22 protein-coding genes are annotated in these 24,753 nt (G+C 70.6%); 13 read left to right on the top strand and 9 right to left on the bottom strand.

What is annotated here, in order from left to right; all coding sequences use genetic code 11:
• Positions 1-62: 62 nt before the first annotated feature.
• Together ABEA33_RS10280 and ABEA33_RS10275 are read right to left on the bottom strand one after the other, a co-directional pair.
• Positions 63-1,565, bottom strand: a complete 1,503-nt coding sequence (locus ABEA33_RS10280) for an ArnT family glycosyltransferase (RefSeq protein WP_345526675.1) — start codon at positions 1,563-1,565, stop codon at positions 63-65.
• Between the two features lie 7 nt (positions 1,566-1,572).
• Complete coding sequence (locus ABEA33_RS10275) at positions 1,573-1,872, bottom strand: YciI family protein (protein WP_345526674.1); 300 nt, start codon at positions 1,870-1,872, stop codon at positions 1,573-1,575.
• A gap of 107 nt (positions 1,873-1,979) precedes the next feature.
• Here ABEA33_RS10275 and ABEA33_RS10270 point away from each other — a divergent pair, with 107 nt between their 5' ends.
• From ABEA33_RS10270 to ABEA33_RS10250, 5 genes are read left to right on the top strand one after another with little or no spacing between them, the layout of a single operon-like run.
• Positions 1,980-2,876, top strand: coding sequence for a GNAT family N-acetyltransferase (locus ABEA33_RS10270; protein ID WP_345526673.1), 897 nt, complete (start codon positions 1,980-1,982; stop codon positions 2,874-2,876).
• A gap of 26 nt (positions 2,877-2,902) precedes the next feature.
• Complete coding sequence (gene guaB / locus ABEA33_RS10265) at positions 2,903-4,405, top strand: IMP dehydrogenase (protein WP_345526672.1); 1,503 nt, start codon at positions 2,903-2,905, stop codon at positions 4,403-4,405.
• Positions 4,406-4,409: 4 nt separating this feature from the next.
• Complete coding sequence (locus ABEA33_RS10260; protein WP_345526671.1) at positions 4,410-5,516, top strand: GuaB3 family IMP dehydrogenase-related protein; 1,107 nt, start codon at positions 4,410-4,412, stop codon at positions 5,514-5,516.
• On the top strand, positions 5,513-5,974 hold the full coding sequence (gene rnhA / locus ABEA33_RS10255) for a ribonuclease HI (protein ID WP_345526670.1): 462 nt from the start codon (positions 5,513-5,515) through the stop codon (positions 5,972-5,974). The genes ABEA33_RS10260 and rnhA overlap by 4 nt, the downstream gene beginning before the upstream one ends.
• Positions 5,971-6,765, top strand: a complete 795-nt coding sequence (locus ABEA33_RS10250) for a carbon-nitrogen hydrolase family protein (protein WP_345526669.1) — start codon at positions 5,971-5,973, stop codon at positions 6,763-6,765. Before rnhA ends, ABEA33_RS10250 begins: the two co-directional genes overlap by 4 nt.
• On the opposite strand, the gene ABEA33_RS10245 is transcribed toward ABEA33_RS10250, so the two are convergent.
• Positions 6,756-7,946 carry a CapA family protein gene (locus tag ABEA33_RS10245; RefSeq protein ID WP_345526668.1) on the bottom strand — a complete coding sequence of 397 codons (1,191 nt, stop codon included), beginning with the start codon at positions 7,944-7,946 and terminating at the stop codon, positions 6,756-6,758. The two genes, ABEA33_RS10250 and ABEA33_RS10245, sit on opposite strands and share 10 nt — an antisense overlap.
• Positions 7,947-8,017: 71 nt before the next feature.
• Between ABEA33_RS10245 and ABEA33_RS10240 the strand changes: the two genes are divergently transcribed.
• Positions 8,018-9,769, top strand: a complete 1,752-nt coding sequence (locus tag ABEA33_RS10240; protein ID WP_345526667.1) for a glycerol-3-phosphate dehydrogenase/oxidase — start codon at positions 8,018-8,020, stop codon at positions 9,767-9,769.
• Positions 9,770-9,867: 98 nt separating this feature from the next.
• Here ABEA33_RS10240 and ABEA33_RS10235 read toward each other — a convergent pair whose 3' ends face one another.
• A complete protein-coding gene (locus ABEA33_RS10235) occupies positions 9,868-10,818 on the bottom strand; it encodes a hypothetical protein (protein ID WP_345526666.1) in 951 nt (316 codons plus the stop codon).
• 296 nt (positions 10,819-11,114) lie between these two features.
• Here ABEA33_RS10235 and ABEA33_RS10230 point away from each other — a divergent pair, with 296 nt between their 5' ends.
• From ABEA33_RS10230 to ABEA33_RS10200, 7 genes are all read left to right on the top strand, one after another.
• Positions 11,115-12,242, top strand: coding sequence for a phosphotransferase family protein (locus ABEA33_RS10230; RefSeq protein WP_345526665.1), 1,128 nt, complete (start codon positions 11,115-11,117; stop codon positions 12,240-12,242).
• Between the two features lie 4 nt (positions 12,243-12,246).
• Positions 12,247-13,353, top strand: coding sequence for an Rv3169 family protein (locus ABEA33_RS10225; protein ID WP_345526664.1), 1,107 nt, complete (start codon positions 12,247-12,249; stop codon positions 13,351-13,353).
• A 33-nt stretch (positions 13,354-13,386) separates the two neighbouring features.
• The gene (locus tag ABEA33_RS10220) at positions 13,387-14,826 is read left to right on the top strand and encodes an aldehyde dehydrogenase (RefSeq protein ID WP_345526663.1); all 1,440 of its coding nucleotides are present in this window, start codon (positions 13,387-13,389) and stop codon (positions 14,824-14,826) included.
• A gap of 185 nt (positions 14,827-15,011) precedes the next feature.
• Entirely contained in the window at positions 15,012-16,634 is a 1,623-nt protein-coding gene (locus ABEA33_RS10215) for a succinic semialdehyde dehydrogenase (RefSeq protein ID WP_345526662.1), read from the top strand.
• A 1-nt stretch (position 16,635) separates the two neighbouring features.
• Positions 16,636-18,354 carry a GMC oxidoreductase gene (locus tag ABEA33_RS10210; RefSeq protein ID WP_345526661.1) on the top strand — a complete coding sequence of 573 codons (1,719 nt, stop codon included), beginning with the start codon at positions 16,636-16,638 and terminating at the stop codon, positions 18,352-18,354.
• Between the two features lie 223 nt (positions 18,355-18,577).
• Positions 18,578-20,173: a glutamine-hydrolyzing GMP synthase gene (gene guaA, locus ABEA33_RS10205; RefSeq protein WP_345526660.1), complete on the top strand. Its 1,596-nt coding sequence runs from the start codon at positions 18,578-18,580 to the stop codon at positions 20,171-20,173.
• 185 nt (positions 20,174-20,358) lie between these two features.
• Positions 20,359-20,799 (top strand): SRPBCC family protein, encoded by a 441-nt coding sequence (locus tag ABEA33_RS10200; RefSeq protein ID WP_345526659.1) that lies wholly within the window; start codon positions 20,359-20,361, stop codon positions 20,797-20,799.
• A 6-nt stretch (positions 20,800-20,805) separates the two neighbouring features.
• On the opposite strand, the gene ABEA33_RS10195 is transcribed toward ABEA33_RS10200, so the two are convergent.
• From ABEA33_RS10195 to cofH, 5 genes are all read right to left on the bottom strand, one after another.
• A complete protein-coding gene (locus ABEA33_RS10195) occupies positions 20,806-21,672 on the bottom strand; it encodes a TIGR03619 family F420-dependent LLM class oxidoreductase (RefSeq protein ID WP_345526658.1) in 867 nt (288 codons plus the stop codon).
• A gap of 66 nt (positions 21,673-21,738) precedes the next feature.
• Positions 21,739-21,885 carry a GPGG-motif small membrane protein gene (locus ABEA33_RS10190; protein ID WP_345526657.1) on the bottom strand — a complete coding sequence of 49 codons (147 nt, stop codon included), beginning with the start codon at positions 21,883-21,885 and terminating at the stop codon, positions 21,739-21,741.
• A gap of 75 nt (positions 21,886-21,960) precedes the next feature.
• On the bottom strand, positions 21,961-22,755 hold the full coding sequence (locus tag ABEA33_RS10185; protein ID WP_345526656.1) for an SDR family NAD(P)-dependent oxidoreductase: 795 nt from the start codon (positions 22,753-22,755) through the stop codon (positions 21,961-21,963).
• A 4-nt stretch (positions 22,756-22,759) separates the two neighbouring features.
• Positions 22,760-23,203 (bottom strand): DUF5709 domain-containing protein, encoded by a 444-nt coding sequence (locus tag ABEA33_RS10180; RefSeq protein ID WP_345526655.1) that lies wholly within the window; start codon positions 23,201-23,203, stop codon positions 22,760-22,762.
• Positions 23,200-24,753: 5-amino-6-(D-ribitylamino)uracil--L-tyrosine 4-hydroxyphenyl transferase CofH (cofH, locus tag ABEA33_RS10175; protein WP_345526654.1), on the bottom strand; the 1,554-nt coding region annotated here is incomplete at its 5' end. The genes ABEA33_RS10180 and cofH, both read right to left, overlap by 4 nt.

Here is a 24,753-nt window from a genome sequence, read left to right as displayed (position 1 = left end):
ATTGACCCACGAGTCGGCGCAAAGTGACCTCACCAGGTGTCACTTTGCGCCGACTCGGCATTTCAGCAGGCGGGCGTGACCTCCGGGCGGTCGACGCCGCGGAGCAGGTAGATCGGCTTGCCGTTGCAGGTGGTGCCGACCTCGACGTAGTGCTCGTCGATCGCCCGGCGCAGCTCGGGCACGCCGGCGTCGGCCCAGGCATCGAGGTCGACCCACTCGACCAGCCACGTCGGGGCCTCGCTGCTCCCGAGGAGCGCCGTGAGGTCGGCGTACTCCGGGTCCCGGGTGCGCATCGGGAGGCTCCAGAGATAGGGGTACGGCGAGTCGAGGCCGCTGACCCGCTGGAGGTCGGCGCGGCCGCCGAAGACCACGAGCGTGTCGCCCGGCTCGGCGGACTCGGCGATCGCCTCGCCGGTGCGGACCTCGTCGAACTCCTGGTGTCCGGTGGCGTTCCAGACCAGCCAGAAGGCCATCGCCAGCACGGCCGAGACGATCGCGGCGACGACGAGCCCGCGCATGGTGCGACCGGTGCGCCCGTCGCGGCCGGCGAGCAGGGCGGTGCACAGCGCGGCGCCGGGGACGAGCGGGAGCAGGTAGTCCTGCCAGAAGCTGCCGCCGGCCGCGAGCGAGGCCACGTCGACCGCCACGACGGCGATGGTGGCCGCCGTGACCGGCGGGTCGTCGCGCCACAGCTCGCGCAGCCGGGCGAACGGTCCGGCGAGCACCAGCAGCAGCCCGGTGCCGAGCGCGATCGCGAGCAGGATCCAGGCCCGGCGCTCGGGGGCGTCGGTCGTGCCGTCGGCGATCACCCGCGCGGCGTCCGCGCGGAACCCATAGACGGTGTCCCAGAGTGTCGACAGCCGCACGCCCGCGGCCTCCGCCCAGGCGATGGTGGCGAGCACGGGCACCGCGGCACCGGCCAGCCCGGCCGCCGCGAGCGCGGCCGTGGAGCGGCCGGGGATCGATCCGGTTCGCCACCCGACGAGCAGCAGCACGCCGGCGAAGACCAGCCCGGTCGCGAGGTTCTGCTTGAGGCCGATGGCGAGGGCGGCCGCGACCCCGGCCACGAACGCGAGCGGCCAGGCTCGCCGTCGTACGGCGAGCAGCGTCAGCAGGATGCTGCCGAGCACGCAGGGGAGGGCGAGGAGCTCGCCCTTGACCGCGACCACGTCGATCATCGGGTTGGAGAGCAGGGCCGCGACGAGAGCGGCGGTCCACACGGTCGCCCGGGGTCCGCTCACGGTCCCCGCCACGGCCGCGGCAAGCAGCACCGTGAGCCCGGCGATCACCGCGCCCAGCAGACGCAGCGTGGTCACGCCGCCGATTGCATCGACCGCGCCGAAGACGGCGATCAGCGGTGGCGGCCGGTCCACCCAGTACGCCCCGAACAGGCTGTCGGTCTGCGGGCTCCATGCCCGTGCTACGAGCAGGAAGCCGGCCTCGTCGGCGCGGACCGGCCGAGTCAGTGCGGGTAGCCGGGCCACCACGGTCAGCACGACCGCGATCGCCACCGCGTGCCGCTGGCAGAAGTCGCTCAGGGAGGCTCTGCTGGTGCCTGGGTTCATCTGGCGGTCAGTCGCGTCCGCGCAGCAGCGAGACGCGCATCTCCCGCAGCTCTCCGGTGACCACGCCACGGGAGATCGCCGGATCGGACTCCATCACCCGGCGCGCTGCGGCCTCGTCCTCGGCCTCGAAGACCGCGATGCCGGTGTTGGTCTCGCCGAGGGTGGGACCGGCCAGCACCAGCACGCCGTCTGCCAGCAGCCGCTGGAGGTGGTCGAAGTGCTCGGCGAAGGCCGCCGACTCCTCGGCGGTCATCGTTGCCGCGAAGTCCGGCCGGGGTGGGTGGAGGAAGTAGATCCAGCTGGGCACGGACCCCAGCCTCTCAGGTCCACCACTGCGGACGTGGCACGCAGGACGTAGCACTCCGGAAACGTGCAGGTTGCTATCCGGCAACGTCGCTCGCGCACGCTGGAAGCATGCTGTGGAGGGTTCGTACGACGCTGCCCGACCGACCGGGCGCACTGGCCATGCTCGCGGCCACCTGTGGCGAGGCCGGCGTCAACATCCTGGGTCTCCAGATCTTCCCGGGTGTGGAGTCGGTGACCGACGAGCTCGTGCTCAGCACCCCCGACGACTGGACGGCGGCCGACCTCGCCGACCTGGTCGGCCGCTCCGGCGGCCTCTCGGTCAGCGCCGGGCCGTGCACGGAGGCCGCGCTGACCGACCAGCCGACCCGCTACGTGCAGGCGGCCCGCACGATCCTGGCCCAGCCCGCGTCGTTCCCGGAGGTGGTCGCCCGCCTCTTCGACGCCGAGTCCGACCCGGCCGCAGGCCCGGACAGCAGCGTCGACGTGATGGACATGACCGTCGGCGACGTCCAGGTGCAGGTGCGCCGTACGGCGCCCTTCACCGCCACCGAGCACACCCGAGGCGCGGCGATCGCCGACCTGGTCACGGATGTCCTCGAGCGCACCCGCGAGAGCGCGTTGGCGCCGAGCATGGGGCGCCGCGTCGGCGGCGGTGCCGCACCCGACTACGTCGCGGACGACGACTCGGTCTCGGCCATGATCGACGGTCAGGCCGTCGGTCTTGCCGTGGTCCGGCCCGCGGCCGAGGAGCCCGACGTACGGCCGGTCACGCTGCGGGTCGACCCGGCCTGGCAGCGCCGAGGCATCGGCACCCGGCTGCTCGTCGACGCGGCCCGGCTCGCCAACTCGCTCGGCGCCACCGAGATCCTGCTGACCGCCCGCTCGGACAACCAGGCGGTGCTCCCGATGGTGATGGCCGCCGGCCTCCGGGGCCGGATCCGGATGGCGTCGGACACACTCACCGTGCGGGTGCCCGTCCGCGACCTCAAGCCGCTTCGTCTGTAGGGGGGAGGCGCCGGTAGGCTGGGGGAGTGGAGCTGCCGGAGAAGTTCGCCCCGCTGGGCCTGACCTACGACGACGTCCTGCTGCTGCCGGGTCACTCCGACCTGGCACCCACGGACATCGACATGACCTCGCGGCTGACGCGCGAGATCTCGCTGCGGGTGCCGCTGGTCAGCGCCGCGATGGACACCGTCACCGAGTCGCGGATGGCGATCGCCATGGCCCGCCAGGGCGGCCTCGGCGTGCTGCACCGCAACCTGTCGATCGAGGACCAGGCCTACCAGGTCGACCTCGTGAAGCGGACCCAGACCGGCATCATCTCCAACCCGGTCACGATCTCCCGCGACGCGACGCTCGAGCAGCTCGACAAGCTCGCCGGCGAGTACCGGATCTCCGGCTTCCCCGTCGTCGACGCCGACAACCGGCTGATCGGCATGATCACCAACCGCGACCTGCGCTTCACCCCGGTCGCCGAGTGGGCGACCACCAAGGTCGACGAGGTGATGACGCCGATGCCGCTCATCACCGGGCCCTCCGACATCAGCCGCGAGGACGCCACGGTCCTGCTGCGCCAACACAAGCGCGAGCGGCTCCCGCTCATCGACGACGCGGGCCACCTCACCGGGTTGATCACGGTCAAGGACTTCGTCAAGGGCGAGCAGTTCCCCAACGCGTCGTACGACGGGGCCGGCCGGCTGATGGTCGGTGCGGCGATCGGCTACTTCGGCGACGCCTGGCAGCGCGCCACCACCCTCATCGACGCCGGCGTCGACGTGCTGGTCGCCGACACCGCCCACGGCAACGTCCGGATGCTGCTCGACATGGTCCAGCGCCTCAAGACCGACCCGGCCACGAAACACGTGCAGGTGATCGGCGGCAACGTCGCGACGCGCGAGGGCGCTCAGGCGTTCGTCGACGCGGGCTCCGACGCGGTCAAGGTCGGCGTCGGACCGGGCTCGATCTGCACCACGCGCGTGGTCACCGGGGTCGGCGTCCCGCAGGTCACCGCCGTCTACGAGGCCTCGCTGGCGTGCAAGCCCGCGGGCGTGCCCGTGATCGCCGACGGCGGGATGAAGTACTCCGGCGAGATCGCCAAGGCGCTGGTCGCCGGGGCCGACACCGTGATGCTCGGCTCCCTGCTCGCGGGCTGCGAGGAGTCGCCGGGAGAGCTGGTGTTCGTCAACGGCAAGCAGTTCAAGTCCTACCGCGGCATGGGCTCGCTGGGCGCGATGTCGAGCCGGGGCAAGAAGTCCTACTCCAAGGACCGCTACTTCCAGGCCGAGGTTGCCAGCGACGACAAGATTGTCCCCGAGGGCATCGAGGGCCAGGTCGCCTTCCGCGGCCCGCTCGCCGCCGTCGCCCACCAGCTCATCGGCGGCCTCACCCAGTCGATGTTCTACGTCGGCGCGGCGACCGTCCCCGAGCTGCAGGAGAAGGGCCGGTTCGTCCGGATCACCCAGGCCTCGCTCCAGGAGAGCCACCCGCACGGTGTGCAGATGACCGTCGAAGCCCCCAACTACTCAGGACGCTGATCACGTGACGGACATCGAGATCGGCCGGGCCAAGCGCGCGCGCCGTGCCTACTCCTTCGACGACATCGCGATCGTGCCCTCGCGGCGCACCCGCGACCCCGAGGAGGTCAGCACCGCCTGGCAGATCGACGCCTATCGGTTCGAGATCCCCGTGCTGGCCGCGCCGATGGACTCGGTGATGTCGCCGGCGACCGCGATCACGCTGGGCAACTTCGGCGGGCTCGGCGTGCTCAACCTCGAGGGCCTGTGGACGCGGTACGACGACCCGGACCCGCTGCTCGAGGAGGTCGCCGGGCTCCAGGGTGTGGACGCGACCCGGCGGATGCAGGAGATCTACACGGAGCCGATCAAGTCCGAGCTGATCACCGAGCGGCTGCGACAGATCCGAGACGCGGGCGTCACCGTCGCCGGCTCGCTGTCACCGCAGCGCACCAAGGAGTTCGCCAAGGCGGTCGTCGACGCCGGTGTCGACATGTTCGTCATCCGCGGTACCACGGTCTCGGCTGAGCACGTGTCGTCGCAGGCGGAGCCGCTGAACCTCAAGGAGTTCATCTACGAGCTCGACGTCCCGGTCATCGTCGGTGGCTGCGCCACCCATCAGGCCGCGCTGCACCTGATGCGCACCGGCGCGGCCGGCGTACTCGTCGGGTTCGGCGGGGGCGCGGCCCACACGACGCGGACCGTGCTCGGCGTCGCCGTGCCGATGGCGTCGGCGGTCGCCGACGTTGCGGCCGCGCGCCGCGACTATCTCGACGAGTCCGGTGGTCGCTATGTCCACGTGATCGCCGACGGCTCGATCGGCAAGTCCGGCGATGTCGCGAAGGCCATCGCCTGTGGCGCCGACGCGGTGATGGTGGGCTCGCCATTCGCGCGCGCCACCGACGCACCAGGTCGCGGGTTCCACTGGGGCACCGAGGCGCACCACCACGACCTGCCGCGCGGGCAGCGGGTGCAGTTCGAGACCGTCGGCACGCTCGAGGAGATCCTCTTCGGCCCGTCGCGGGTCGCCGACGGCACCATGAACCTCGTCGGCGCGCTGCGTCGGTCGATGGCCACCACCGGCTACACGGAGGTCAAGGAGTTCCAGCGGGTCGAGGTCGTCGTCGAGTGACAGACGAGGCTCCCGTCACCATCCACACCGACGGTGCCTGCATCCCCAACCCCGGGCCTGGCGGCTGGGGTGCGCTGCTGCGGTACGGCGACCGCGAGCTCGAGCTGTGCGGCGGCGAGGCCGGCGAGACCACCAACAACCGGATGGAGCTGACCGCGCCGATCAAGGCGTTGGGCGTGCTCAACCGCCGCTCGGTGGTGCACATCTACACCGACAGCACCTACGTCCGCAGCGGCATCATGAAGTGGTGCGCCGGCTGGGCCAAGAACGGCTGGAAGACGTCGGCCAAGCAGCCGGTCAAGAACGTCGACCTCTGGCAGGAGCTGGTCGCCGCGTGCGAGAAGCACGACGTCGAGTGGCACTGGGTCAAGGGCCACGCAGGCGACGAGGGCAACGAGCGCGCCGATCGGCTTGCGGCGCGCGGGCTCACCGAGGCGGTCGAGGCGGCCCGGACGTGACGCGCCTTCTCGTCGCCGCCGGCCAGGCGGCGTCCGTCTCGGGCGACGTTGGTGCCAACGTCGCGACGGCGGCCCGGCTGACGGCGCTCGCGGCGACCCAGGACGTGCGCCTGCTGGTGTTGCCCGAGGCCTTCCTGACCGGGTACGACGTGGCCGCGTTCGACCGGGCGCTGCCGGACGCCGTCGACCTCGGTCCGTGGCTCGACCCGGTCCGGGAGGCCGCGGCCGCCGGCGTCACCGTCGTGGCTGGTACGGCGCTGCGCCGCGGCGGCGCCCGCCGGCTGTCGCAGGTCGTCGTCCGTCCGGACGGCACCGCCACGGCGCCGTACGACAAGCAGCACCTCGACGGCGTCGAGAAGCAGCTCTTCACGGCCGGCGACCACGGTGCCTCGATCACCGTCGACGGCGTCGAGCTCGGGTTGTCGATCTGCTACGACGGCTGCTTCCCCGAGCACGCGCAGGCGGCTGCGCGTGACGGAGCGATGGGCTACCTGAGCTCGTCGGCGTACTTCCCGGGCGGCGCGCACCGCCGCGACCTCTACTACGCGGCCCGCGCCGTCGAGAACGGCATGTACGTCGTGTTCGCCGGACTCACCGGCCGGTGCGGCGACTACGAGTTCATCGGCGGCTCGGCGGTCTACGACCCCGAGGGTCGGCCGATCGCGCGCCTCGGCGAGGAGGAGGGCCTGGCGATCGCCGAGCTCGACACCGACGTCGTCGAGCAGACCCGCGCCACGCACACGATGGTCCACGACCACCGGGCGACGCTTGGCGCGCGCGTCTACGACTGAGTCAGCTTCTCCTCGCGCAGCCCGCGGTTGTGACCGACGCCGTTGACGGCTCTGCGGACCGAGTCGAGGTGGGACCCGGCGGCGTCCACGATCCGGATCGGGTGGCCGGACCTGTAGTGGTTCCACTGCGTCGGCACGTAGGCGGCGCGGGTGACCAGCCACCCGCCGTCCGGCCGCTCGGTGAACTCGAAGTCGATGGCGATGCCCTCGTACGCGTCGGGCCGCTTGACCTCGTTCTGCGCGACCATGTTGCCGAAGCCGTAGACGACCCATTTGCCGTTGACCTGGGTGATCGGCTGGACGACGTGGGCGTGCTCGCCGAGCACGAGGTCGACGTTCGGCGAGGCAGTGAGGGCATCGGCCAGGGCAAGCTGGTCGGCGTTGGGGAGGTGGTCGTACTCCGTGCCCCAGTGCACGTGCGCGATCACGATGTCGGCGCCGGCGGCCCGGGCGCGGGCGGCCTGGTCGAGCAGGTCGTCGCGGACCTCGGTGGTCTGCGAGACCGCCCACCACTGGTCGTCCGGCGTCACGAAGCCGTTGAGGCCGTACGTCGCCGCGACGACGCCCACCTCGACCCCGTCAGCCGTCGTCAGGATCACCGGCTGATCGCGCTCGGCCTCGTTGCGGAACGTGCCGATGTAGGGAATGTCGTTGGCCTCGAACAGCTTGGCCGTCGTGGTCACGCCGTCGAAGCCTTGGTCCCAGCTGTGGTTGGAGGCAGTGGTGCAGGCGTCCCAGCCCATGCTCGCGACCCACGGTGCGATGGACCTCGGTGCGGCGAAGACCGGGTAGTTCTTCGGCGCCGCACCCGGGGCGGCGAAGGGCACTTCGGAATGGCAGATCGCGAGGTCCGCCGACTCGATGAGCGGCTTGAGCGCGGCGAACATCGGGTCCCAGTCGTAGCGGGCGCCGCGTCCGGTGCTGTGGTGGTCCTCCGCCGCGGAGTGCCAGACGGTGTTGTGCCACAGCAGGTCGCCACCCATGACGACGGACGCCGTACGCGGCCCCGGCTCCTCGGTCACGTCCTCGGACGGCTCGACGACGGCCGGGCTGGTCGGTGCCGCGCCCTCGGCCGGACCGCCGATCCCGTCCACGATCCCGTTCGCGTCGGAGCATGCAGACGCGAGGAGCGCCACGAGCACCGCGACGCCCACCATCGCCAGGCAGCGTCGGACGTTCACGCGGCCAGTGTGGACGGTCGCGCGCGTCGGCGGGTCACAATGCAGACATACGGGTTTGCAAGACTGCACGCATGACCCGCTCCGGTGCGCTCGGTCCAGAAGCCCGCGAACAGGCGCTCGCCTCGATGGCGGGCGTCGGCGGCCAGGGCGAGCTCGACGTCCTGGTCGTCGGCGGCGGGATTGTCGGGGTGGGCACCGCCCTGGACGCCGTGACCCGCGGCCTGAGCACCGGGCTCCTCGAGCAGCGCGACATCGCGAGCGGCACCAGCAGCCGGAGCAGCAAGCTGATCCACGGTGGTCTGCGCTACCTGGAGATGCTCGACTTCGGACTGGTCCGCGAGGCGCTGCAGGAACGCGGGCTGCTGCTCACCCGGCTGGCGCCGCACCTGGTCCGGCCGGTGCCGTTCCTCTACCCGCTGACGCACCGCGGGTGGGAGCGGCCGTACGTCGGCGCCGGGCTCGCGCTGTACGACGGCATGGCGATGATCGGGGCTCTGTCGATTTCTGGGCGCGAGATGGGGGTGCCGCGGCACCGGCACCTCTTCCGGCGCCAGGTCGCCCGGATCGCGCCCGACTTCAAGACCGAGACGATCAGCGGGGCGATCAAGTACTACGACTGCCAGGTCGACGACGCCCGTCTCGCGCTCACGATCGCCCGCACGGCCGCCGCCCACGGCGCGCACGTCGCGACGCGGGTCAAAGTGATCGGCTTCCTGCGCGAGGGTGAGCGCGTCGTCGGCGTACGCGCGCGTGACCTGGAGGCCGGTCCGGACAGCCCCGAGATCGAGATCCGCGCCCGGGTCGTGGTGAACGCCGCCGGTGTCTGGACCGACGAGATCCAGGAGATGGTCGGCGGTCGCGGCTCGCTGCACGTGCAGGCGTCCAAGGGCATCCACCTGGTCGTCCCGCGCGACCGGATCCGCTCCGAGGCGGGCTTCATCGTGCGCACCGAGAAGTCGGTGCTGTTCGTGATCCCGTGGGGCCGGCACTGGATCATCGGCACCACGGACACGCCGTGGAGCCTCGACAAGGCGCACCCCGCGGCCTCGAAGGCCGACATCGACTACATCCTCGAGCACGTCAACGCGATCCTCCGCGAGCCGCTCGACCACGAGGACGTCGAGGGTGTGTACGCCGGGCTGCGGCCACTGCTCTCCGGAGAGTCGGAGCCGACCTCCCGGATCTCGCGCGAGCACACGGTCGTCACGCCGGTGCCCGGCCTCGTCATGATCGCCGGCGGCAAGCTCACGACGTACCGCGTGATGGGTCGCGACGCGGTCGATGCGGCCGCGCACTCGCTCTCGGCAACGCTGGGTCTGCGGGTGCGCGACTCGATCACCGACCGGGTGCCCCTGCTCGGGGCCGCCGACTGGGAGACCCGCTCCAACCAGCGGGTGCTGTTGGCCCGTCGATCCGGGCTGCACGTCGCCCGGATCGACCACCTGCTCGGCCGGTACGGCGGCCTGGTGGACGACCTGCTCTCGCTCGTCGAGTCCCGGCGGTCCCTGGCGCTGCCGTTGGAGGGGGCCGAGGACTACCTCGCCGCGGAGGTCGTCTACGCCGTCACCCACGAGGGCGCCCGGCACCTCGACGACGTCCTCACCCGCCGTACCCGCATCTCGATCGAGACCTTCGACCGCGGCGTCGGTGCCGCCCCCGCCGCCGCCCGCCTGATGGCCGCCGAGCTCGGCTGGGACTCCGCCCGGACCGAGGACGAGGTCGACCACTACCTCCGCCGGGTCGAGGCCGAGCGGCAGTCGCAGCTGAAGCTCACCGACCAGGAGGCCGACGAGGCCCGGGTGAAGGTCGCCGACATCGTGTGACCGGGGCCCGGCGGGGTTTCCCCGGCCGCCCGGGGAAACCCGCCAACACGCCGTTGCTGCAACGGCGCGTCCGCAGGTTTTGGCTGACGACTCCGGGCTCACGCGGCCCAGGGGAGACCGTCCAGGGTCGCCCTGATCCGGGCAGCCGTGCGCTCGGCATGATGCAGGTCGGCCCAGATGATGCGGATGCACCGCCATCCAGTCAGCCCGCAGATCAGCTCCTCGCGTCGCTTCTCCCGGAGCACCACCTGCTCGATCGACTCACCAGGTCGTCGCAGGCGCAGGTACTTCACGTTGCCGTCGAACTCCGCGAACACCCCGAGCTCTGGCCATGCGAAGTCCACCCGCGCCACCACTTTGCCGCTGCCGTTGCGGATCTCGACCTGCGGGATCGGCATCGGCAGCCGGTGTCGCCGACACAGGCAGAAGGTCCGGGTCTCTCCCGCAGACTCGCAGCGGCCATCCGCGAGGCCTAGGACAACCGGTGCGTTGAGAGTGTGTGGGTCGTAGGTCATCGACTCGAGCCGGCGCTGGATGAGCTCGATGGAAGTCTCTTTGGCATGCAGCAATCCGTTCACCGTCACGAGGGCGTGTTCGGTGTCGGCCAGCGCGATCATGTCGACGGCCGTGCGTGTTCCGCTGGTGACCGGGATGCCGTTCCTGATGGTGAGGTCCTCGCAGACGGTGTGGCCGCGGTGCTCGACCCGCCCTGCTTCGCGCCTGCCGGCCTTGCCGTCCAGGCGCGCGAGATGGACCTCCTCGCCCATCTGCCAGACGGGAACGCCGAACACGTCCGCCGCGCTCGGGCCCGCGAGCGCGACGGGTGCTCGCGCATTCAACAACACCGCGTGAGCGACGAGCATGCGCTTCTCGACCTCGTCGAGCTCGTTCCAATGGGCGGCGTAGGTGTAGGCGCCATGTCGGACCCGGTGCAGCACGTCGGCCTGGAGCATGGCGGCGATGCTCTTGTCGGTCTGACCGGCGGCCAGGAGCTCGCGGGTCGGGAACAGGTTGTCGTGTCGGAGGTCGATACCAGAGATGGAGTTCATGGCAGATCGATCGCCGTTCGGGTTCACGCTCACCCCGCAGGCCCCGCCGACTGTGGAGAACGACGCTGCTGAGCTGCCTGTGGACGGTTGTCGGCTCGATCCGTGCGGTCCTTGAGGTCACAAAGACGGGTCGTCAGCCGGAAACTGCGGACGCGCCGTGCCGCTGGCGGCGTGTTGGCAGGTTTCCCCGGGCAGCCGGGGAAACCGGCGGTTCCCGTTGACAACTAGAACACGTTCCACCGATGCTGACAGTCACGTGTGAGATCGAGGTCACACGCAGATCCTGGGAGGGACACGTGACGCAGGCGCCACCGCCAGCCGACTTGAAGATGCAGCGCTCGAGCCGAGATGCGAGCACGCTGCCCGCGCGACTGGCCGAGTGGCTGGCGACCGAGCTGCCCGAGGGCGCCGACCCGGTCGTCACGCTGCACAGCGGTATCGACACCAACGGGATGTCGTCGGAGACCCTGATCCTCGACGCCGCCTGGACCGAGGGCGGCGAGGCCCGTTCCGGGAAGTACGTCGCGCGCGTGGCACCGTCGGCGGAGGACTTGCCCGTCTTCCCCAACTACGCGCTGCAGGACCAGTACGACGCCATGCGGATCGTCGGTGAGCAGACCGACGTACCGGTGCCGGCCGTGCGCTGGATGGAGCCGACCGGTGAGGTGCTGGGCACGCCGTTCTTCCTGATGGACCGCATCGAGGGGGTCGTGCCGCAGGACGTGCTGCCCTACAACTTCGGCGACAACTGGCTGCACGACGCGTCCCTCGAGGACCAGCGCCGCCTGCAGGACGCGAGCGTCGAGGTGCTCGCCAAGCTGCACGCGATCCCGGACGCCGCGACGACGTTCGGGTTCCTCGAGCCGCACCATGCGGGCTCGACGCTGCTCGAGAAGAACCTCGCCCGCACCCGCGCCTGGTACGACTTCGCCGTCCCCGACATCGGCCGCTCGCCGATGATCGAGCGAGCGCTCGCGTGGTTGGAGGCCAACCTCCCCGAGACCGGCGAGACCGTCTTGTGCTGGGGCGACTCCCGGATCGGCAACGTGATGTACGCCGACTTCGAGCCGGTCGCGGTGCTCGACTGGGAGATGGCGGCGATCGGGCCGCGCGAGCTCGACGTCAGCTGGATCCTCTTCGCGCACCAGGTCTTCGAGTCCATCACCGGCATGCTCGAGATGCCCGGCATGCCGCACTTCCTGGCCGAGGCGGACGTGGTGGCGACGTACGAGGAGATCGCGGGCGTCGAGCTCGGTGACCTGCACTGGTACCACGTCTACAACGGCGTCCAGTGGGCGATCGTGTTCATGCGCACCGGCGCCCGCCAGATCCACTTCGGCGAGATCGAGCGTCCCGAGGACGTCGAGTCGCTCTTCCACCACAAGCCGCTCCTCGAGCGGCTCCTCAGCGAAGCAGGAGCGTGACGACGTGAGTGGCATCGGCCCGCTGGACGAGTTCCCGCTGCACCAGGCACCGCTACCACTCGCGTGGGCCAACAGCAGCGACCGCAACTTCTACGACCGGTCGTACTTCAACGCCCACGACCGCACCGGCGAGATCATGGTGATCAGCGGCCTCGGCTACTACCCCAACCTCGGCACCAAGGACGCCTTCATCCTGGTCGCGCGCAACGGCAAGCAGACCGCGGTCCACCTGTCCGACCTGATCGACCAGGACCGGATGAACCCCCGTGTCGGCAACTACCGCATCGAGGTCCCCGACCCGCTCAAGAAGGTCCGGATCGTCCTCGAGGAGACCGAGGGCATGTCCGCGGACCTGACGTGGGAGGGCACCTGCCCCATCGTCCAGGAGCAGCCGCACGTGCTGCGCTCGGGCAGCCGGGTCACGCTCGACGCCCAGCGCTTCGCCCAGCTGGGCACCTGGAGCGGCACCATCGTGGTCGACGGCGAGGAGATCACCGTCGACCCGGCCACCTGGCTCGGGAGCCGGGACCGTTCCTGGGGGATCCGCCCCGTGGGGGAGGCGGAACCTCCGGGAGCGCCGGCCGATCCGCCGTTCGAGGGCATGTGGTGGCTCTACGTCCCGATGCAGTTCGAGGACTTCGCGGTCGTGATCATCGTCCAGGAGGACCCCGACGGCTTCCGCACGCTCAACGACTGCACCCGTATGTGGAAGGACGGCCGGGTCGAGCAGCTCGGCTGGCCGTTGATCGACATCCACTACGCCTCGGGCACCCGGATCCCCACCGGCGCGACCATCACGGCTGCGACGCCCGAGGGCAAGCCGGTCGTGATCGAGGTCGAGTCGCGCCTCGCCGTACCTCTCCACGTCGGCGGCGGGTACGGCGGCGACCCCGACTGGACCCACGGCATGTGGAAGGGCGAGAGCTTCACCGAGCGGGTCACGTACGACATGGCCGACCAGGCCGTGCAGGGACGCTTCATGTTCGGCTGCGTCGACCACGTCGGACGGGCGACCCTCGACGGCGCCGAGGGCTTCGGCCTCTTCGAGCACTTCTGCATCGGTCGCCACGACCCCTCGGGCTTCACCGACTTCTTCACCCTCGCCCCCTGACCGCCTTCACAGCACCGAACCCAGGAGATCGCAATGAGCCTCGACCGCAGCACGTTCTTCATCGACGGCGATTGGGCCGCGCCCGCCACCGGCGACACCATCCAGGTCGTCTCGCCCCACTCCGAGCAGGTCGTCGCGACCGTGCCCGAGGGCAGCAAAGCGGACATCGACGCCGCCGTCGTAGCCGCCCGTCGTGCCTTCGACTCCGGCCCCTGGCCGCGGCTGAGCCCGCAGGAACGCATCGACGTCGTGCAGAACTTCTCGAACCTGTACGCCGGCAAGCTCGGCGACATGGCCGAGATCATCTCGACCGAGATGGGCGCGCCGCTGTCCTTCTCCAACCTCGCCCAGGCGCCGGCGCCGTGGATGCAGATCGAGGCGTTCCTGAACATCGCGCGCGCCTTCCCCTGGGAGGAGGCCCGCGCCGGCTCGCTCGGCGAGGTCATCGTCCGGCACGAGCCTGTCGGGGTCGTCGCGGCCATCCCGCCGTGGAACGTCCCACAGTTCACGATCACGTCCAAGCTGATCCCGGCGCTGCTCGCGGGCTGCACGATCGTGGTCAAGCCTGCCCCGGAGACCCCTCTCGACACCTACCTGATGGCCGAGCTGTTGCAGGAGGCCGGCGTACCCGCTGGTGTCGTCAACATCGTGACCGCGGGTCGTGAGGTCGGCGAGCACCTGGTGGCGCACCCGGGCATCGACAAGGTCGCGTTCACCGGCTCGACCGCCGCCGGCCGCAAGATCGGTGCGGTCTGCGGCGAGCAGCTGAAGCGGGTCTCGCTCGAGCTCGGCGGCAAGTCGGCGGCCATCGTCCTCGACGACGCCGACCTCGACGCGACGGTGGAGGGCCTCAAGTTCACCGCCCTGATGAACTCCGGGCAGGCCTGCGTCGCGCAGACCCGGATTCTGGCCTCGCGCGCCAACTACGACAACGTCGTCGATGCGCTCGCGGCGGGCGTGGGCGCCATGCAGGTCGGCGACCCGCTCGACCCCGCCACCGAGATCGGCCCGATGGTCGCGCAGCGCCAGCAGGAGCGCGTCGAGAAGTACATCGCGCTCGGCCAGGAGGAGGGCGCCCGCGTGGTCCTCGGCGGCAACGGCATGCCCGACGGACTGTCGTCCGGCTGGTACGTGCGGCCGACGATCTTCGCCGACGTCAACAACGGGATGCGGATCGCGCAGGAGGAGATCTTCGGACCGGTCCTCTCGGTGATCCCCTTCGACGACGTGGACGACGCGGTCCGGATCGCCAACGACTCGGAGTACGGCCTCGCCGGCACCGTGTGGACCGGCGACGTCGAGGCCGGTCTCGACGTGGCCCGCCAGGTGCGTGCCGGCACGTACGGCGTGAACACGTACACGATGGACTTCGCTGCCCCCTTCGGCGGCTTCAAGAACTCCGGCATCGGCCGCGAGTTCGGCCCCGAGGGCCTGTCGCAGTACACAGAGCTGAAGTCGATCTACAAGCCCTGACACCGGGACTTGTCAGCCGAAACCCGCGCGACACGCCGCCCCCGTCGGTGTGTCGCGCGGGTTTCCCCGGTCGGCCGGGGAAACCCGCATTGCGCGAGGCTTGACACTCTGCGGCGATGTGTAAGACCCCACAGGAACCTACCGATAGGTAGTGCGGGAGATCCGGGTCACATACCCTCAGCACCATGAGCGCCCAGAACCCGAACCCCGCTGGCGATCCGGCCCTCGACGGGCCGCCCGACCCCGAGCACGACCCGCGGGCGTCGTACGCGCTGGAGCCGGAGTACGTCGCAGCGCTCACCGCCCGCCTCGTCGCGACCAGCGGCACGACAGCCGAGGTGCGGTCGCCGCTCAACGACGCCCCGCTGGCGCACATCCCGCAGTCGACGCCGCGAGACGTCGCCGAGGCGTTCGCGCGGGCGCGTCCGGCTCAGGTCGCCTGGGCGCGCACGCCTGTCGACGTACGGGCCGCGATGCTGCTGCGCCTGCACGACATCGTGCTCGACCGCCAGGACGAGATCGTCGACCTGATCGTGTGGGAGAACGGCAAGGCCCGCAAGCACGCCTTCGACGAGCCGCTGCACGTCGCGCTGACCGCCCGCTACTACGGCCGTACGGCGAGCCGCCACCTCGGCACCCGCCGCGTCCCCGGCGTGTTCCCCGTGCTCACCCGAGCCGAGATCAGCCGGGTGCCCAAGGGTGTCGTCGGGATCATCTCGCCCTGGAACTACCCCTTCGACCTCGCGCTCATCGACGGCCTGGCCGCGATCGTCGCCGGCAACGCCGTCGTCACGAAGCCCGACGCCCAGACGATGCTGTCCGCGCTGCTGGGTGCCGAGCTGCTCGAGGAGGCCGGGTTCCCGAAGGACATCTGGCAGGTCGTGGCCGGCTCCGGACCGGAGATCGGCGGCGCGATCATCGAGCGCGCCGACTACGTCTGCTTCACCGGCTCCACCGCGACCGGCCGCGTCGTCGCGAAGGCGTGTGCGGACCGGCTGATCGGCAGCTCCCTCGAGCTGGGTGGCAAGAACCCCCTGCTCGTGCTGCGAGACGCCGACCTGGAGAAGGCGGCCGAGGGCGCGGTGCGTGCGTCGTTCTCCAGCTCCGGCCAGCTCTGCGTGTCGACCGAGCGGATGTTCGTCGCCGACCAGGTCTACGACCGGTTCGTCGAGCGCTTCGTGGCCCGCACCCAGGCGATGACCCTGGGTGCGACCCTCGACTGGGGCAACGACATGGGCACGCTCATCTCCCAGGCGCAGCTCGACACCGTCGTCGCGCACGTCGAGGACGCCGTCGCCAAGGGCGCCCGGGTGCTCACCGGCGGCAACCACCGTCCGGACCTCGGTCCCTACTACTTCGAGCCCACGATCCTCGAGGGCGTCACGCCCGACATGACCTGCTTCGGCAAGGAGACCTTCGGCCCGGTCGTGTCGCTCTACCGGTTCCACGACGAGGCCGACGCGGTCGCGCGCGCCAACGGCGGCGAGTACGGGCTGAACGCCTCGATCTACAGCCAGGACGGCGCCCGCGCCCGCATCATTGCCCGCCACATCAAGTGCGGCACGGTCAACATCAACGAGGCCTTCGGCGCCACCTTCGCCAGCCTCGACACCCCGATGGGTGGCATGCGCGAGTCCGGCACCGGCCGGCGCCAGGGCGCGGAGGGGGTGCTGCGGTTCACGGAGACGCAGTCGGTCGCGACCCAGCGGGTGATGCCTCTCGGGCCGCAGCTCGGCATGTCCGACGAGCTCTACGCGAAGGTGATGACCTTCAACCTGCGCCTGCTCAAGAAGCTCGGTCGGGCCTGACGTGGCGGAGTGCGACTTCGACGTCCTGGTCATCGGCTCGGGCTTCGGCGGCTCGGTCACGGCCCTGCGGCTCACCGAGAAGGGCTACCGGGTCGGCGTGATCGAGGCCGGCGCCCGGTTCGAGGACGGGGACCTGCCCGAGACGTCGTTCGAGGTCTCGAAGTATCTCTTCCGTCCCGAGGTCGGCTGCTACGGCATCCAGCGCATCGACGCGCTCCGCGACTGCCTGATCGTCTCCGGCGCGGGAGTGGGCGGCGGCTCGCTGGTCTACGCCAACACGCTCTACGAACCGATGTCGCCGTTCTACGACGACGCGCAGTGGAGCCACATCACCGACTGGCGCGACGAGCTCGCGCCGTACTACGACCAGGCCAAGCGGATGCTCGGCGTGGTCGAGAATCCCCTCCGCACTCCGTCCGACGACGTGATGGAGAAGGTCGCGACCGAGATGGGCGTGGCCGACACGTTCCATCCGACCCCGGTCGGCGTCTACTTCGGCGACGAGGGCACCGGCATGGGTCAGACGGTCGACGACCCGTTCTTCGGCGGTGCGGGGCCCGCGCGCAAGACCTGCATCGGCTGCGGCTCCTGCATGACGGGCTGCCGCCACAACGCGAAGAACACCCTGGTCAAGAACTACCTCCACCTCGCTGAGAGCAACGGCGCGAAGGTGCTGCCGCTCACCACGGTCACCCGGGTGGCGCCCCGTCAGAGCGGTGGGTACGACGTGCACGTCCGCTACACGAAGGCCAAGATCAACCGGCGTACGGCGAGGCGCGTGCTCACCGCGGAGCAGGTCGTGTTCGCGGCGTCCGCGCTCGGCACGCAGCGGCTGCTGCACCAGATGAAGGACGAGGGGCACCTGCCGCAGGTCTCCGACCGGATCGGCTACCTCTCGCGCACCAACTCGGAGTCCATCGGCGGGGTCATCGCACCTCGCGGCACCGACGTCGACTACAGCCAGGGCATCGCGATCACCTCGAGCTTCCACCCCGACGCCAACACGCACATCGAGCCGGTCCGCTACGGGCCCGGCAGCAACCTGATGTCCCTGCTGCAGTCGGTGCTCACCGACGGCGACGGCGACGAGCCGCGCTGGCGCACCTGGCTGCGGGAGATGTGGGCGCAGCGGCGCGACATCGCCAACCTCTACGACATGAAGCACTGGTCGGAGCGCACCGTCATCGCCCTGGTGATGCAGAGCCTCGACAACTCGATCACGACGTACACGAAGCGGATCCCCCTCACCCGCAAGCGGTACGTCACCTCGAAGCAGGGTCACGGCGTGCCCAACCCGACCTGGATCCCCGCGGGCAACGAGGCCATCCGGACGATGGCCAAGATCATGAACGGCTTCCCCGGCAGCGCGGTCGGCGACGCCTTCAACAAGCCGCTGACCGCGCACTTCATCGGTGGCTGCGCGATCGGTGACTCGCCCGCGACCGGTGTGGTCGACCCCTACCAGCGGCTCTACGGCCACCCCGGGCTGCACGTCGCCGATGGCTCCGCGGTGACCGCCAACCTGGGGGTCAACCCCTCGCTGACGATCACTGCCCAAGCTGAGCGGGCGATGGCGTTCTGGCCCAACAAGGGCGACTCCGATCGGCGCCCCGACCTGGGGTCGCCGTACACCCGGATCAATCCGGTCCGTCCGGTCTCGCCGGTCGTCCCGGACCACGCGCCGGGGGCGCTTCGCCTGCCGATCGTCGGCGTCAGCTGAGCGTCGGCCCGACGCTCGACGAGAGCCATGCCAAAAAAGGGGCCGTGGCTCCCGTGACCCGGGTCTTTACCTCTCGTTGAGCCAGCGGACCCGGCAAGCATGCTCCCTCCCACCGCCGGGTCCCATGTCCAGGCGCTGTTCCGCAGTTGCAGGGACGGTCAGGGCCCGGCCATCCCTCCCTCCCCGGCCGGGTCCTGGCGGGGAGGATCGATAGGCTTCGCACATGACGGCGGCTGAGCATGACCTGGTCCTGGTGGTCGACTTCGGGGCGCAGTACGCCCAGCTGATCGCGCGCCGCGTGCGCGAGGCGCGGGTCTACTCCGAGATCGTGCCGCACACGATGCCCGTCTCCGAGATGCTGGCGCGCAACCCCAAGGCGATCGTCCTGTCCGGCGGACCGTCGTCGGTGTACGCCGAGGGCGCCCCGGGGATCGACACGGCGGTCTTCACGGCGGGCACCCCCGTCTTCGGCATGTGCTACGGCTTCCAGCTGATGGCGCGCGGTCTCGGCGGCGAGGTGGCCCCCACGGGCGCCCGCGAGTACGGCCGCACCGCGGTCACGGTCAGCGAGGGTGGCACCCTCCTCGGCGACATTCCGTCCGCGCACACCGTGTGGATGTCCCACGGCGACTCGGTGGTCGCGGCTCCGGCGGGCTTCGACGTGCTGGCCTCGACGAACGTCACGCCGGTCGCGGCGTTCGAGGACGTCGAGCGTGGCCTCGCGGGCGTGCAGTGGCATCCGGAGGTGCTGCACACCGAGCACGGTCAGAAGGTGCTCGAGCACTTCCTGGTCGACATCGCCCACTGCCGCCAGACCTGGACCATGGTCAACATCGTCGACGAGCAGATCGAGAAGATCCGCACCCAGATCGGCGAGCGCGGCAAGGCGATCTGCGGCCTGTCCGGCGGCGTCGACTCGGCGGTGGCCGCGGCGATCGTGCAGCGCGCGATCGGCGACCGGCTGACCTGCGTGTACGTCGACCACGGGCTGATGCGCAAGGGTGAGACCGAGCAGATCGAGCGCGACTTCGTCGCCGCGACCGGTGCCGAGCTGGTCGTCGTCGACGCGGAGAAGCAGTTCCTCGACGCGCTCGCCGGGGTCACCGACCCCGAGGAGAAGCGCAAGATCATCGGCCGCGAGTTCATCCGCACCTTCGAGGCCGCCGAGGCCGAGGTCCTTGCCCCGGAAATCGAGCAGAGTGCCGTCACGGGCGACGGCGCCGAAAAGGTCGCGTTCCTGGTGCAGGGCACGCTCTACCCCGACGTCGTCGAGTCGGGCGGGGGAGCGGGTACCTCCAACATCAAGTCCCACCACAACGTCGGCGGACTCCCGGACGACCTCGAGTTCGAGCTGGTCGAGCCGCTGCGGACGCTCTTCAAGGACGAGGTCCGGCTGGTCGGCGAGCAGCTCGGCCTCCCGGGCGAGATCGTCTGGCGGCACCCGTTCCCGGGACCGGGCCTGGGCATCCGGATCATCGGCGAGGTGACCCGTGAGCGTCTCGACATCCTGCGCGAGGCCGACGCGATCGCCCGCGAGGAGCTGACCCGCTCGGGCCTGGACCGCGACATCTGGCAGATGCCGGTCGTGCTGCTGGCCGACGTACGCTCCGTCGGCGTCCAGGGCGACGGCCGCACCTACGGGCACCCGGTCGTGCTGCGTCCGGTCACCTCCGAGGATGCGATGACGGCAGACTGGGCGCGGCTGCCCTACGACCTGATGGAGCGGATCTCGACTCGCATCACCAACGAGGTCCGCGAGATCAACCGGGTGACCGTCGACATCACCTCGAAGCCGCCGGGGACCATCGAGTGGGAGTGACCCGACGGGATCCGTCGGTTCGCAGGAGTTTTCTCAAGATTTCTGCAAGTAGGCGGACAACCGGGGTCCGAGCCCATAGAGTTGTCACGAACCGCCGGGGACCCGAGACCCCGGCGGTTCTTTCCATTTCCGGACCTGGTCGCGGTCGTGCGTGTGAGTCGCCAGCGCGGGGTACTGGACGGTCCATGGCGACCAACACGCGGCGGATCCAGGCGACACCGGAGCAGGTCTGGGACGTGCTCGCCGATGGCTGGCTCTACCCCCTCTGGGTGGTCGGAGCGTCCCGGATGCGGGAGGTCGACGACCGCTGGCCCGCGGTCGGCGCCAAGCTCCACCACTCGGTCGGCAGCTGGCCGCTGCTCCTGGACGACACCACCGAGGTGGTCGACCTGGTGCCGGGCTCGATGCTGCGGCTGCACGCCCGCTCCCGTCCGGCCGGGACGGCCGAGGTCACGATCCGGCTGGAGCCGATCGGCACCGAGACGAACGTCGTCATCGAGGAGGACGTCATCTCCGGGCCGAGCCGGCTGGTGCCGAAGGTGCTGCGCACCCCGCCGCTGACCTGGCGCAACGTCGAGACGCTGCGGCGCCTGGCGTACGTCGCCGAGCGTCGCTCTGCGGCCTGAGGCCGACTACCCGTTCAGCGGCCGCAGTACGTCGGCGGCGAACCGCTCCATCGCCTCGAGCTTCTGCTCCAGGGTGGCGCCGAGGTCGAAGTAGTAGGCCCACGGCATGGTCCAGCAGTCGGTGACGCCACCGGACCGGGCCTGCTCGAAGTGCTCGGGCAGGAAGGCGTCGTTGAGCGCGGTGATCACCGAGAAGTCGCCCTCCGCGCCGATCTCGGCCCGTGCTGCTGCCAGCCTGCCGGCGATCGACGTCGCCTCCTCGACCGAGTAGAGGTCGCCGACCCAGCCGTCATGGCGCGCGGCGCGGCGGAAGGCGATGTCGGACAGTCCGCCGACGATGATCGGGATCGGCTCGCTCGGGGTCGGCTCCATGACCATTCGCGGGGCGGTGTAGAACGTGCCCTCGAACTCCGTCCAGCCCGGCTTCCAGAGCTCGACCATCAGGGCCAGCGCCTCGTCGGTGCGCTTCCCGCGCGTCGAGAAGTCCTGCCCGAGCAGCTCGAACTCCTCGCGACACCAGCCGATCCCGACCCCCAGGCTGACCCGGTTGCCCGACAGCACGGCAGCCGTGCCGACGCTCTTGGCGACCTGGAAAGGGTTGCGGATGGCCGGCACATAGACCGAGGTGAGGAAGCGCAGCCGGGTCGTCACGGCGGACAGGGAGCCGATCAACACCCATGGGTCGGGCCACGCGGCGTCGTGGTCCCAGCGACGGGCGCCGTCCGACGTGTAGGGGTACGGCGTCGCCAGCTCCTCGAGGTCGACCACGTGGTCGGGCACGGCGATCGAGTGGTAGCCGAGCTCGTCGGCCGCGCGGGCCAGGGGGATCAGGTGGTCGACCGGCTGGAAGGCGGTGCTGATGGCGAAGCGCACGACCCCACCCTAGGGCCAAGGTAGAACGTGTTCTAGCAACGTGGCCGGTCGGGTGGGGTCGTTGCACTACTTGGAGAAGATGCTGACACCACCGGGTCCGACGAGCAGGCCGACGATGATCAGCACGATCCCGAACAGCAGCTGGCCGCGGAAGAGCTGGACGATGCCGCCGACAACGAGAATGACGGCCAGGATCCACAACAGGAACAGCACGGTTTTCCCTCCCTTGGCAGCGGAGTCTCCGCGCCGGAAGGTCTGTACCCCGGTGCGACGAGTCTCAGTCCCCGGTCAGGGCAGGATGCTGTCGACGTACCCGCCGTCGACCCGGAGCGCGCCGCCGGTCGTGGCCGAAGACAGCGGCGAGCTGAGGTAGGTCACCAGGTGGGCGATCTCCTCCGGTTCGATCAGGCGCTGGATCAGCGACTGCGGGCGGTGCTTGCGCATGAACTCGCGCTGCGCCTCGTCCCACGGCAGGTCACGGTCGACGAGCTGGTAGACGAACTCCTCGACGCCACCGGTGTGCGTGGGGCCGGCGATCACCGAGTTCACGGTCACGCCGGTGCCCGCCGCTTCCTTGGCGAAGCCGCGGGAGACCGCGAGCAGGGCCGTCTTGGACATGCCGTAGTGGATCATCTCCGCGGGGATCACCACGGCGGAGTCGCTTGCGATGTAGAGGATCCGGCCCCAGCCGCGGCCGGCCATCCGGGGGAGGTGGTGCCGCGTCAGGCGTACGGCGGCCAGCACGTTGACCTCGAAGAACCGCCGCCACTCGTCATCGGTGATCTCCAGCGCCGGCCGGGACTCGAAGATGCCGAGGTTGTTGACCAGCACGTCCACCGCGGGCAGTGCCGCGACGGCGGCCTCGAAGCCGTCCTCGGACGCCACGTCGGCGACCACCGGGACCAGGTCGGCGTCCGGGAGCTCGCCGTGGAGCTCTGCGATCGCATGCTCGACCGAGGCGGTCGAGCGGCCGTTGACCCCGACGCGAGCGCCGGCCTCGGCCAGCCCGCGCGCGATGGCCAGGCCGATGCCCTGGGTCGAGCCGGTGACGAGCGCGGTCCGCCCCTGGAGGTCGATCCGCACGACGTCAGTCGCCCTCGGTGTAGTCCTCGACCACGTGCATCGCGGCCTCCTCGGCCGAAGCCGCGCCGTCGTCGATCCCGACGTCGTCGCCGACCAGGTCCTTCTCCTCGTCCTCGCCGAGGCCCTGGTCGGTGTCCACCAACCGTCCGGCCCGCTTGTCGCCGACCTCGGCGTCGTCCAGGAAGTCGTCGTCGCCCGTCTCGGCGTACGGGTCGATGTCGGGGTCCTCCTGGGCGATGCGCTGGTCGATCCCCTCGCGGTGCTCCTCCTCCCAGGGCGTGTTGCCGTAGCCCTGGCCGGCGGAGTACTTCTCCGGCGGGGAGTAGCCGCGGTCGAGCTCGTCGGCGACCGAAGGGTCGCCGAGGTCGTCGATGTTGCCGGGCTGGTCCTCGTCGTCGACGCTGTAGCCGCCGTAGATCTCCTGGTCGCCGTTGTCCGAGCTGCTCACCGTCGTATCCCTTCGCCGTACGTCGTCGTGCGTTCGCGGACGGGCCGGCCGATGCCGGCTCCGATCTCGACGAGCTCCTCGACGGTCTTCGCGGAGCCGTGCTCCGAGCCCGCCATCCGGGAGATCGTCTCCTCCATCAGGGTGCCACCGACGTCGTTGGCGCCCGATTGGAGCATGGCGCGGGTGCCGTCGACGCCGAGCTTGACCCAGGACGTCTGGATGTTGTGGATCCGGCCGTGCAGCATGATCCGCGCCATCGCGTGGACGGCGAGGTTGTCGCGCAGCGTCGGGCCCGGCCGGGCCACGCCGGCGAGGTAGATCGGCGCCGAGGTGTGGACGAACGGGAGCGGCACGAACTCGGTGAAGCTCGCGGCACCCGCCTCGAAGGCGGCGTCCTGCATCCGGGCGAGCACCTTGAGGTGGCCGACCCAGTGGCGGGGGTGGTCGACGTGGCCGTACATCATCGTCGAGGTCGTCGGCAGCCCCACCCGGTGGGCGGTGGAGACGATCTCGACCCAGGTGCGGGTGGGGAGCTTGCCCTTGGTGAGGACCCAGCGGACCTCGTCGTCGAGGATCTCGGCGGCGGTGCCGGGCAGCGAGCCGAGGCCGGCCTCGCGGGCCTTGATCAGGAAGTCCTCGATCGAGAGGCCGGTGCGGGCGGTGCCGTTGACGATCTCCATGGGTGAGAAGGCGTGCACGTGCATCTGCGGGACCCGCTGCTTCACGGCGGAGGCCAGGTCGAAGTACGCCGTCGCGGGCAGCTCGGGGTCGATGCCGCCCTGCATGCAGACCTCGGTGGCGCCGAGCTCCCAGGCCTCCTGGGCGCGGTCGGCGACCTCGTCGAGGGACAGCGAGTAGGCGTCGGCGTCGGTGCGCCGCTGCGCGAAAGCGCAGAACCTGCAGCCGACGTAACAGACGTTGGTGAAGTTGATGTTGCGGTTGACGACGTAGGTCACGTCGTCGCCGACGGTCTCGCGGCGCAGGTCGTCGGCGAGGCGGCAGACCTCGCGCAGCAGGTCGCCCTCGGCGGTCATCAGGGTCAGGGCGTGCTCGTCGGAGAGGTTGCCGGGGTCCTTCTCGGCTGCCTTCAGTGCCTCGCCGCCCTCGGCGTGCAGCACGGCCGGTCCGCCACTGTGCTCGGCGGTGCGGTCGGCCGCGTGCTGGACCTCGTCCCAGTCGCCGTAGACGTTGGCGAAGTCCGAGCGCCGGTCGTCGGTGCGGCCCCCACCGGGTCCTTCCCGGTCGACGGCCTCGAAGAGGTCGGTGCGGCCGGTGCTGGTCTGCAGCGACGCGAACCCGCCGTCGGGCTCCTGCCAGGGCAGGCCGACGGGGCGTACGCCGGGCCGGGCGAGCCCGTCCTCGGTCGCGAGCGCGGCCACGTGGGCCGAGACCCGCGGGTCCAGCCACGGGCTGCCACCTGCGAGGGCCGCTCGGACGTACTCGGGGTGCACGGTCAACCGGGCGGTGAGCTCGAAGCCGCACTGCGCGGTCAGGTCGCGCAGCCGCTCGAGCGAGGGCCACGGCCGCTCGGGGTTGACGTGGTCGGGGGT

It is taken from the genome of Nocardioides endophyticus, assembly GCF_039543845.1.
GTDB lineage: Bacteria > Actinomycetota > Actinomycetes > Propionibacteriales > Nocardioidaceae > Nocardioides > Nocardioides endophyticus.
This window is presented reverse-complemented; position numbering and strand designations above follow the sequence as displayed.

Excerpts from the sequence above, each read along its gene's own strand:
- ABEA33_RS10215 (WP_345526662.1), top strand. The coding sequence starts at position 15,012 with ATGAGCGCCCAGAACCCGAACCCCGCTGGCGATCCGGCCCTCGACGGG.
- ABEA33_RS10200 (WP_345526659.1), top strand. The coding sequence starts at position 20,359 with ATGGCGACCAACACGCGGCGGATCCAGGCGACACCGGAGCAGGTCTGG.
- ABEA33_RS10280 (WP_345526675.1), bottom strand. The coding sequence starts at position 1,565 with ATGAACCCAGGCACCAGCAGAGCCTCCCTGAGCGACTTCTGCCAGCGG.
- guaA (WP_345526660.1), top strand. The coding sequence starts at position 18,578 with ATGACGGCGGCTGAGCATGACCTGGTCCTGGTGGTCGACTTCGGGGCG.
- ABEA33_RS10220 (WP_345526663.1), top strand. The coding sequence starts at position 13,387 with ATGAGCCTCGACCGCAGCACGTTCTTCATCGACGGCGATTGGGCCGCG.
- ABEA33_RS10270 (WP_345526673.1), top strand. The coding sequence starts at position 1,980 with ATGCTGTGGAGGGTTCGTACGACGCTGCCCGACCGACCGGGCGCACTG.
- ABEA33_RS10240 (WP_345526667.1), top strand. The coding sequence starts at position 8,018 with ATGACCCGCTCCGGTGCGCTCGGTCCAGAAGCCCGCGAACAGGCGCTC.
- ABEA33_RS10235 (WP_345526666.1), bottom strand. The coding sequence starts at position 10,818 with ATGAACTCCATCTCTGGTATCGACCTCCGACACGACAACCTGTTCCCG.